This is a genomic window from Microcoleus sp. OTE_8_concoct_300, from assembly GCF_031383065.1.
Classification (GTDB): Bacteria; Cyanobacteriota; Cyanobacteriia; order Cyanobacteriales; family Microcoleaceae; genus Microcoleus.
Map to the genome: position 1 here is coordinate 1 of NZ_JANMZH010000243.1, position 9,643 is coordinate 9,643.

At 45.4% G+C, this 9,643-nt stretch carries 9 protein-coding genes; 1 reads left to right on the plus strand and 8 read right to left on the minus strand.

Going from position 1 to position 9,643, the window contains the following annotated elements:
- Positions 1-187 precede the first annotated feature (187 nt).
- The gene (locus tag ACUVJL_RS11615; protein WP_445245985.1) at positions 188-1,060 is read right to left on the minus strand and encodes an MBL fold metallo-hydrolase; all 873 of its coding nucleotides are present in this window, start codon (positions 1,058-1,060) and stop codon (positions 188-190) included.
- Positions 1,061-1,211: 151 nt separating this feature from the next.
- On the opposite strand from ACUVJL_RS11615, the gene ACUVJL_RS11620 reads away from it, so the two are divergent.
- Positions 1,212-1,334 (plus strand): hypothetical protein, encoded by a 123-nt coding sequence (locus ACUVJL_RS11620; RefSeq protein ID WP_445245986.1) that lies wholly within the window; start codon positions 1,212-1,214, stop codon positions 1,332-1,334.
- Between the two features lie 104 nt (positions 1,335-1,438).
- Here the strand turns inward: ACUVJL_RS11620 and ACUVJL_RS11625 are convergent, their stop codons facing one another.
- From ACUVJL_RS11625 to ACUVJL_RS11655, 7 genes are all read right to left on the minus strand, one after another.
- The gene (locus ACUVJL_RS11625) at positions 1,439-2,677 is read right to left on the minus strand and encodes an HhoA/HhoB/HtrA family serine endopeptidase (RefSeq protein ID WP_445245987.1); all 1,239 of its coding nucleotides are present in this window, start codon (positions 2,675-2,677) and stop codon (positions 1,439-1,441) included.
- A 177-nt stretch (positions 2,678-2,854) separates the two neighbouring features.
- Positions 2,855-3,019 (minus strand): hypothetical protein, encoded by a 165-nt coding sequence (locus ACUVJL_RS11630; protein WP_445245988.1) that lies wholly within the window; start codon positions 3,017-3,019, stop codon positions 2,855-2,857.
- Between the two features lie 232 nt (positions 3,020-3,251).
- Positions 3,252-4,334: an AI-2E family transporter gene (locus tag ACUVJL_RS11635; protein ID WP_445245989.1), complete on the minus strand. Its 1,083-nt coding sequence runs from the start codon at positions 4,332-4,334 to the stop codon at positions 3,252-3,254.
- A 260-nt stretch (positions 4,335-4,594) separates the two neighbouring features.
- The gene (locus ACUVJL_RS11640; protein ID WP_445245990.1) at positions 4,595-5,668 is read right to left on the minus strand and encodes a D-alanine--D-alanine ligase family protein; all 1,074 of its coding nucleotides are present in this window, start codon (positions 5,666-5,668) and stop codon (positions 4,595-4,597) included.
- 569 nt (positions 5,669-6,237) lie between these two features.
- On the minus strand, positions 6,238-7,581 hold the full coding sequence (miaB, locus tag ACUVJL_RS11645) for a tRNA (N6-isopentenyl adenosine(37)-C2)-methylthiotransferase MiaB (protein ID WP_445245991.1): 1,344 nt from the start codon (positions 7,579-7,581) through the stop codon (positions 6,238-6,240).
- Between the two features lie 195 nt (positions 7,582-7,776).
- Positions 7,777-8,916: a DNA cytosine methyltransferase gene (locus ACUVJL_RS11650; RefSeq protein WP_445245992.1), complete on the minus strand. Its 1,140-nt coding sequence runs from the start codon at positions 8,914-8,916 to the stop codon at positions 7,777-7,779.
- A 222-nt stretch (positions 8,917-9,138) separates the two neighbouring features.
- Positions 9,139-9,567: a hypothetical protein gene (locus ACUVJL_RS11655; RefSeq protein WP_445245993.1), complete on the minus strand. Its 429-nt coding sequence runs from the start codon at positions 9,565-9,567 to the stop codon at positions 9,139-9,141.
- Between the last annotated feature and the right edge of the window lie 76 nt (positions 9,568-9,643).

A 9,643-nucleotide genomic window follows, 5' to 3' on the forward strand; every position in this document is an offset into this window, starting at 1 on the left:
TGGAACTCAAAGAAGTCCCGAACAATTTTTTTTCAACAATAAAGGAACAAATGGAGTCATATTTTAATTGGGTCAACAGGTAAAAGATGAGTAATTTTACTCATTGACAATAGTGCTTTTAGCTTAACTTGTGACTAATGGTGTAGGATTGGTTTCAACCGCCTAGTAGAAAAGGGGTTTTAAACTATTAAGCATCGACCATCCAAGCAATACACTGTTGCATTTGCTCGCGCATTGTTTCTCGATCGGCATAATACCTGCGACCGTGTCCCGGCAACACCCATTCAAAGTCATAATTAGCCAAATTCTGCATAGATTTGATTTGTTCTGGCCAAGAATACCAACAGGCGTTGCGAAAGCCAACTAGCTGCTGCAAACTTTCCGACCAAGCAAGATGATCGCCGCTGAACAAAAACTTGTTATTGTAAAGCAAAACTGTGTGACCTTTCGTGTGGCCGGGAACAGGTATAATCAACAAGTCATCTGCTATTTGATGCGGTTCGCTGCGCGACAATTTAATTTCTACACTGCGAGTATCAGCGTTAATTTCGTCAGCATGGAGAATGCGATCGCACCCAAAATGGTCGTGGTATTGTTGATGATCTGCCACATCGTCGCGGTGAGTCAAGTACATATAGCGAATGCCGCCCATTGCTTCTATGTTTTTGACTAGCGGCGGCACAAAACGGGGAGAATCAACTAAAACATTGCCATCGGGACGGACAATTAAATAGCTGGCCGCGGCGTAGGATTTCTCTGAGTGGTAGCCGCAGTGATAGACATTTTCTGCTACGAGTGCGGGCAAATTTTGCTGAACTTCTTTGATGTTTTTCGGTTTTTCAACAGTGCCGATCGAACTTGTGGGACAAGACAAAAGAGCCGCCAGCGCTCGCCTTTCTTCCATCTCGTTAGTTGGCTGGTGGTAAACAGCAGACTGTTCTCCCTCTTGAGTAAATACTTCAGGTGCCATCCACCGACAAGTATCGCAGTCAATGCAGGTAGTGTCTACATAAAAGTTACCGCTGATATTTTCAGTACGCCTCCGATTAATGTTAGCCATTTTTCTACCTCTTAATAACCAATATAAATTATGGTAACTTAGTAGAATTACTACGACATCCCGCCGGGGGCTTAAACCCCGTCTCACAGCACAAGTCGGTTAAAACTCACATCTTGCACCATTCTCAATAATCCTTTTATGAACAGGCAAGATGCCTATTCCACAAGAAAATTTATCTTTTGTGGAACAGGCCGGAAAGCCTGTTGCTGACAATGGTGCAAGATCTCAGTTAAAACCGATTAATAGTTACTCGCTATTTATTGACAGTAGCTGAGTATTAGTCCTATGCAAGAGGACTTTCACTTTGAGGCAGGGGTTTAAGCCCCTGCCGGACTCTTGCTTCTGCGTGCAATATCTAACTTTCAATCAACAATTCTACTACTGCTTCTGGGCCGCTGGAAAATCACCCGCTTTCACCGCCACAGTAACAGGTTGTCCGCCGCGGCTCAATTCAAGCTGCAGATCGCTGCCCACTGTACTTTTCTCGACAATTTGCTGTACGCTGCCAGCATCGCTGACTTCTGCACCGTTGATTTTCTTGATGACATCGGCAACGCGGACTCCAGCTTGTGCCGCCGGAGAATCTTTGGCAATTCCCAAAACTAACACGCCTTTATCTTCAGTCAGCCTCAATTTGGGGTTGGGATTTTTATTGAATTCTGCCTTGATTTCGGGAGTAATGCTCAACATCCGAACGCCGAGATAAGGATGTGCGGCTTTTCCTGTTGTTACTAATTGGCTGGCAATTTGTTGTGCTCGATCGATCGGAATAGCAAAACCCAATCCTTGAGCGCCTTGAATAATCGCCGTATTCATGCCGATAACTTGACCGCGCTGGTTCAGCAGCGGGCCGCCAGAATTGCCAGGATTGATCGCAGCGTCGGTTTGAATAAAGCTGACGCGCTTGTCGGGAACGCCGACATCGGCGCTAGAACGACCTGTAGCGCTAATAATGCCCACAGTCACAGTATTGTCCAAACCGAGGGGATTACCGATCGCGATCGCCCATTCTCCCGGCTGTAACTCTTCAGATTTGCCCAAACTCACCACAGGCAAATTGTTAGCTTCAACTTTAATAACAGCCACATCAGTAACTGTATCTACGCCTAAAACTTTGCCGACAAATTCGCGGCCATCCTTCAGTTTTACCGTCACCGTATCGGCGCCATCAACAACGTGAGCGTTAGTCAAAATGCGGCCGTCGGAACCAAAAACAAAACCCGAACCAGAACCCCTTTCTACCCGATTTCCCGGTTGAATGGGAGATTCCGAACCGAAGAAGCGCCGGAATTCCTCGGGGATCTCATCTGGAACTTGGTTCTTCACCGTCCGAGACGAATTGATCCGCACCACTGCTGGGCCGACTTCCTGCACTACTTTAGTGACAAAATTAGAGTCTTGAGAGGGCAGTATATTTGCAGGCAATGCTGAGATTGGCGCTGCACTTGCCGGTTCAGCTTTGATAGCGTTAGAACTTCCAGGAACTTGAGAAGTTAGGGCGTTGCACCCAACAGTTGCGGTGGAACCGAGCAAAACAAGGGATAAAAAAGCCAGTTTTTTCGGCAAGGAAAAACGGCGAGAACGCACAGTTGTAGCAGGCATATTTTTGGTTGACATAGTATTGATTTGGTGGTAGTTAGAGCGAGAGTTATAATTAGGGTTTTGCATTTTTAGCACTTACTGGAATTAAGTTAGAACTAAAGGCTGTTTAATTTTAATTCAAGCATTTGTGATATCTGCTTGACTGGTGGGGTTTACCCTACCTGGTGGGGTAGAAACCCGACACTCGCAGGCCTATTTTGGATTCCAGCTTTTGAGTGCGATCGAACTGGACCTGCACTGGCGAATTGTCGCCTGAGTGCGATAATACAAACTACGGTAGCCAGCCAGGATATTCCGCATTTCCCGCGAAATTGTGACAGGATTGATATCCGAAGTCAACAACAGTCCTGGACTCACAAAAACCCGGTTAAGAGTCAAAATCTTCCTTGTGAGCGATCGACGTTAACGTAGAAACGGGGTTTTTGACCCTGCCTGCATCCAGCACAGCAGCTAAAGCACCCGGAAAGCCTAAACCTAAAGTCGAAGTAAAAAACCTGTAAAGCCTCAATCTAAAGTACCAACTAAACCTCAGTCAAAATAGTCGGCAAAAACTCACTTAAAATTTGACATTTTAACTGAGCTGGCAATTTTATTGCTCCGCAGGTTCAATGGAACTAACCGAATCAATTTCCTGGGACTTGTTGCTCAAAGTTTCCAAAGTATCAACAGTATTCTTAATAAAACCTGCCATCGGCACAGCAACTATCAAACCTGCTACTCCCGCCACCTTAGCCCCCACCAGCAGCGACACTAAAATCCACACGGGATTGAGACCGATAAAACCGCCTAATAACCGAGGAGCAACCCCGCTTTCAATTACTTGCTCAATTACTGTAGCGACAGCTAAAACTGTCACGCCGAGCCAAAAGTTGTTTAATGTGATCAGCAAACTGACAATGCAAATACTGAAAGGTGCCCCGAAGGGAATCATGGTCATTACACCCACACCCAAACCGAACAGCAGTCCGAAAGGAACTCGCAAAATTAAAAAAGCAACAGTTATCGACAGTCCCATCAAACCCGCCAAAGTTGCTTGCCCGACGAAGTAGTTGTGGAAGCTTCGCGCCAGCAATTCTCGCAATTGAAGGTTCAGCTTGGAGGGAAACCACTTAAACAAGCCTTCCCACACGCGCTCGCCGTGCAAGAGCAAGTAGAATGTCACGACTATTGTCAGGAGGAAATTCAACAGACTGTCTGCAGCACCCAAGCCAAATTTGAGAATTTCGCCAGTGAGAGACTGCAATTGAGCTGAAAGTCTCTCGCTCAATTGGGTAGTCAAACCCCTGACATCAATGCGGAGATTGCGATTTTCCGCCCACTTGTGGAACGCTTCAATCTGTTCTGTGCCAGAAACTATCCAAGTCGGCAGTCGGGTGGCGAGTTCAGTGATTTGGTTTAGCAGAATGGGAGCCAGAGTCAGACCTAAAACCACCAATACCAGTAAAGTCAAAAACAATACCCACAAAACTGCTCGAGCGCGCTTCAGCCCGTATCTGCGCATAAAGCGCACTGGATAATCCAGCAAAAAAGACAGCACTGTAGCCACTACCAAAACTGTAATCAGGGCGCGAAAATATTCAAAGACTAGGAGGGCTAACCAGCAGTTGAGTACCGCTAGGGGAAATACCAGTCCGTAAGTCAACCACTGCGGAAGTTGAGTGAAACGTCTCATCTAAGTTAACCGAGTTAAAATTTGAGATGCAAGATGTGAGATTGACAATGCTATTCGCCCTTCTCCGTTAACCATTTTATGTGGCATTTATTTATACCCGACTGCTTAAAATTCCCAGTTGCTCGACTAGCAGGGGAAATTGGGTTGCTGGCAGGGATAGCCTGCCACAACCATGTTATATCCTTTCCGCTGGTATGGATATATTACCTGCGAAAATATTTTTTTTTCTGTTGGCACGGCAGCGGTTGGCAGCTCGTGATTCAACGTTTTTCCCCGTGCCGTTCGAGAGCTAATTGAAGTAAACGATCTACTAATTCGGGGAAAGAAATGCCGTCCACTGCCCACATTTGCGGATACATACTGGTAGCTGTAAATCCAGGGAAAGTGTTGATTTCGTTAATCAAAACTTCTCCGGTTGATTCAATGTAGAAAAAATCTACTCGCGCTAAACCGGCTGCGTCTACAGCCAAAAAGGCTTGCACTGCCATTTCTTGGATTTGCGAGGCGATCGCACCGCTAACTTTTGCCGGAATTGACCAGTCGGCTTGTCCCTCAGTATATTTAGTTTCGTAGTCGTAGAAATCGCTTTGAAAAGTAATTTCTCCCACAGTTGAAGCTTTGGGATTATCGTTGCCTAAAACTGCACATTCTAATTCTCTAGCAACCACACCCGCTTCGACAATTATCCGCCTGTCGTAGCTGGCAGCGCTATCGAGAGCTGCTTCTAACTCAGCGCGCGATCGAGCTTTAGAAATTCCCACAGACGAACCCAAATTCGCCGGTTTAACAAAGCAAGGATAGCCCAAAGTCGCTTCAATTTTGTCGCACAGTTTGGGGAAAACACAAGGATTAGACCAGATTTCGGAACGGTTGACAGCAATGTATTTTACCTGCGGCAAACCAGCGTGAGCAAAAGCCATTTTCATCGCAATTTTATCCATTCCCAGCGCCGAACCTAAAACCCCCGAACCGACAAAAGGAACTTGCATTAATTTCAGCAATCCTTGCACCGTACCATCTTCACCGTTTGGCCCGTGCAAAACAGGGAACCAAACCTCTACGGAATTAAAATTAGGAAACTGTCCAGACGCGGGAGAGTCATCTTGTCCTGGTTGTTCCTCTATTTCCAGAGGTTTTCCGGTGGCTAAGACTTGTTGAGGTAATGTTCCCGACAGCCAGCGGCCGTTTTTTTGGATATAAAAGGGCAGAACTTCGTATTTAGAGGCATTTTCGTCAGCAGCGAGGGCACGGGCGATCGCCCGCGCCGAACTAATTGAGACTTCGTGTTCGCCCGATCGCCCCCCGAACAATAGCCCGATCCGCATCTTTGTCATTTTTCAATACTCCTAGGACTTTTCGACAAATATACACGCAGTTAGCGCAGCTAAGCAGAGACGAACCGCTTTAAGACTATTTATCTCCTCTGTTCCACTCTTCCTCTGTGCACTCTGCGCTCTCTGCGGTAAAAATCCCCCTCCCGCCTGTCAAAAGCCTCAATTCCCCCCCGGTCATTTTCAGTTAAACCCTCGCCAGAATCCACAGCAAACACCCACAGTTAGTCAAAAATTGCATCCCCCAAACAGCTTAAAATCTCATCATTTACCTCAGCATTGGGTTCCCAATTTCTTGCTCTGACTTAAACAGTTTATTTCCTTCATCGTCCTTCAGGGCAGCCAGATATTCCCGGAGTGAACAGAAACGCTCAATACTCCAGTCATCCTCCGTTGTCGGAATAGTTGTTAGCAGCAAAAGGCGAATTGCTTTCTTCAGAATTTGCGCCCCATATTAAATTACTTCTTTCCACAAATCTAGTTGGGATTTGACCAGCCTACAATTTCTGTTTTGAGTATTGAGTTTGCCAACATTATTTGTAGGAATTCAACTCAAAACTCAAACCTCAAAACTATTCCAGCATTTCTCCTGTCAAACTAAAAGCGCGAATATCTGTAATTTTAACCGGCACAATTTTACCCGCCAATTCAGCAATATCGCCCTTAAAAAATGTGAGACGATTGCCGCGAGTGCGTCCCATCACCTGAGTTGAATCTTTGAGATTTTGGACTTCCACCAAAACCTCTTCAGTACGTCCGAAATAGCGCTGCGATCGTTCCATCGCCGTTGTTGTCACCACATGATTGATTCGTTGCAGGCGATCGGCTTTCACCTCCTCACTCAACTGATTTTCCCACAAAGCCGCCGGTGTTCCCGGGCGAGGCGAGTAAGCAGCAGTATTCACCAAATCGAAACCAACATCTTCGATCAACTTCAAAGTCTTCTCAAACTGCGCTTCCGTCTCCCCGGGAAAACCCACAATTGCGTCTGCCGTAATCGAAGCATCCGGCATATAACGGCGAATTGTATCAATAATCCGGCGGTATTTCTCCTGAGTATAACCCCTAGACATCGCCTTCAAAATATCATTATCTCCCGACTGAAAAGGAATGTGAAAATGTTCGCAAACCTGGGGTAATTCCGCACAAGCCTTAATCAATCTTTCCGTAAAATAGCGCGGGTGGCTAGTAGCAAATCTGAGGCGATCGACACCAGGCACATCCTGCAAAAAATAAAGCAAATCCGTCAAAGTATGCTGGTTGCTGCCGCCCGGTTTTGTCCCCGGCAAATCCCGTCCGTAAGCATCAATATTTTGCCCCAACAAAGTCACCTCCTTGTAACCTTGGCGGCCCAAATCCTCCATTTCCGCGCGAATTGCCTCCGGCATTCGCGACTGTTCAACCCCGCGAACATTCGGGACAACACAATAAGTGCAGCGTTCATTGCAGCCGTAAATTACATTCACCCAAGCAGTCACCTTGCTATCGCGGCGCGGCTTAGTAATATCCTCCATAATCTCAACAGCTTCAGTCGCCACAACTTGATTGCCCTCAAAAACTTGTTCCAGCAAATCTTCAAGTCTGTTAGCGTGTTGCGGGCCCATTACTAAGTCTAATTCCGGCACTCTCCGCAGCAGCGCTTCACCTTCCTGCTGCGCCACGCATCCAGCTACAATTAAAGTTAAACCCGGTTCTTGGCGCTTGCGATGAGCTTGCCTGCCGAGGTTAGAATAAACTCTTTGTTCGGCATTGTCGCGAATCGTGCAAGTATTGTAGAGAATCAAGCTAGCTTCGTTCGGGTCTTCCGAGAACTCAAAGCCCATATTTTCCAGAATGCCGGCCATCCGTTCCGAGTCGGCTTTATTCATCTGGCATCCGAAAGTAGTGATGTGATAGCGGCGGGGTTTAACGGTCATGGCGAATTGCAGGCAATAAAAAATATAGGTTTTCAACCTTAACAATTTATTATAACACTTCTGTGTTAAACGAGATACGTCTGGTAATTGGGAATTTTAGTAATTGTAGGGTGCGCAATGCGCACTTTATCGCTACAAATAGTTTTAGATACCCGATAACTTCTGCGAAGTCTGGGATCTGGCTATTTGGTTTTTTTAGTTATATAAAAACTGTAAAATTGTTTTTGCAATACCTTGTGCAGCCAAATAAGGAACCCCATTTCCAACAGTTTTAAACATATTAGTCAATGTCATCTTAGCCGGCAATGCAAAGTCTTTTGGCAGTGACTGAACAGCCAGTGTTTCTGCAACAGAAAGCCTGCGAACTTTGTAAGGGTGCAAGTGAACTTCGTTATTGCCGTAACAAGCTGTCGGTGAATAACGCCATCGGTGTAATCGCTTGAAAGATTTTTTTGAATCATCTCCTTCATCAACGGAAGCAAACCGCTTAAGGCCAGCTTTGGGTTTGAAATAGTGTTTGGCATTGGGATGGTTGAGAACGTGATTTTTTTGGAACCAAAACTCAACCGTTAACTCTTGGGGAATGCCATCAGGACAAGGCAAGAAACCATCGCCTGCAAAGGCATTTATATCCGGCCAAGGATTAGAAAAAACTTCGGATTTGGGATATAAGATCTGACTATGCCAAGGAAATAAACTTTCGGGTAACATTGGGCTTTTTTGATCTATATAAATTCCCATGTTTTTGACAAGAATTTTTCTAAAGCCAATCAAAATAATTCTGTCTCTATCTTGTGGAACACCATATTCTATCGCATTAATTAAACGTTCGACAAAAACGTATCCCGAATCAGCCAATTGATGTTTGAGTTCGTCGTAAAAAGCTTTATGTTTTTTGGTTCTCCACAAACCTTTGACATTTTCAAATAAAAAAAAATCCGGCTGCTGCTGGCAAATCAATTCTATGTATGAAGCTGAAAGTTGACCTTTATCTCCTTCTTGACCCCGGTTTTTGCCACCAATAGAAAAGTCAGGACAAGGCGGCCCCGCGATAAATCCCACAATATCGTGATGCTTGCGGGCATCCTGCATCAATTCCCGCAGGCGAAAAGCTGGTTCTCCCGCTACAAGTCGAGTTACATCTGCTTCCTCTCCTTCGCAATATCCGTATTCTGGTAGCGGCAAATTCAGGCACTGCCGAGAATAGCGGTATGCTTGCATGAAAGGTGGGAAAATTTCATTGACATACGCTACATTAAAGCCGATCGACTCAAAACCCAGATCGAGCAAGCCTGAACCAGAAAAAAATGAGAATATACAAGGAGGACGGTGCATTGAAGGATGCCGGCAATTTTGACCTTAGCTTACTATAAATTATGTCGGGTGCCGAGGGAGCGGTACACCTTACTATAAATTCTGTTGGCAATTGGGCAGGGGGAATTGGGAATTGGGAATTGGGAATTGGGAATTGGGAATTGGTAGAATGGCCGGGGCGGGTTTATGAGATTATTGGTTTGAGGCGATTATTGTTGGTAAAAACCGCCCCTACAGGTATTATTACAACCATTGACCGCCTCGGAAACGCCAGTAGGGAAAGAAAATCCGCATCAGTGTTTGCGACGCCAGATAAATAGCCAGCCACACTAAACTATAATGCAAAGCAAAAGCTCCCAAGTCAAAATCTTGTCTAGGTATCCCGGGTAAACCGATAATTTTGATTAAAAATAACACAAAAAGTGCTTCCCAAATCCCAGCAAGCAATTGAAACGCGCCGGGCCAATCTCGATCCCAGCGGAACTGCTGGATCGAAATATATAAAGCATCCCAGCCGATGCCAAAAATCGCTACATACCCTAAAATCCAGAAAAAAATTGAGCCTGATTGGGAGGTAATTAAACCAAGAAAAAAGGGCAGCGTTACTAAAACGCCTACGGTTGAAAATAGCAATAACCGAGTTTGCCAGCGGCCGAATAAGGTGGGAGTCATGCGATTTTAGATTTTAGATTTTAGATTGAATGGGAAGGTGGTTCGATTTTAGATTTTAGATTTTAGATTTTAGATT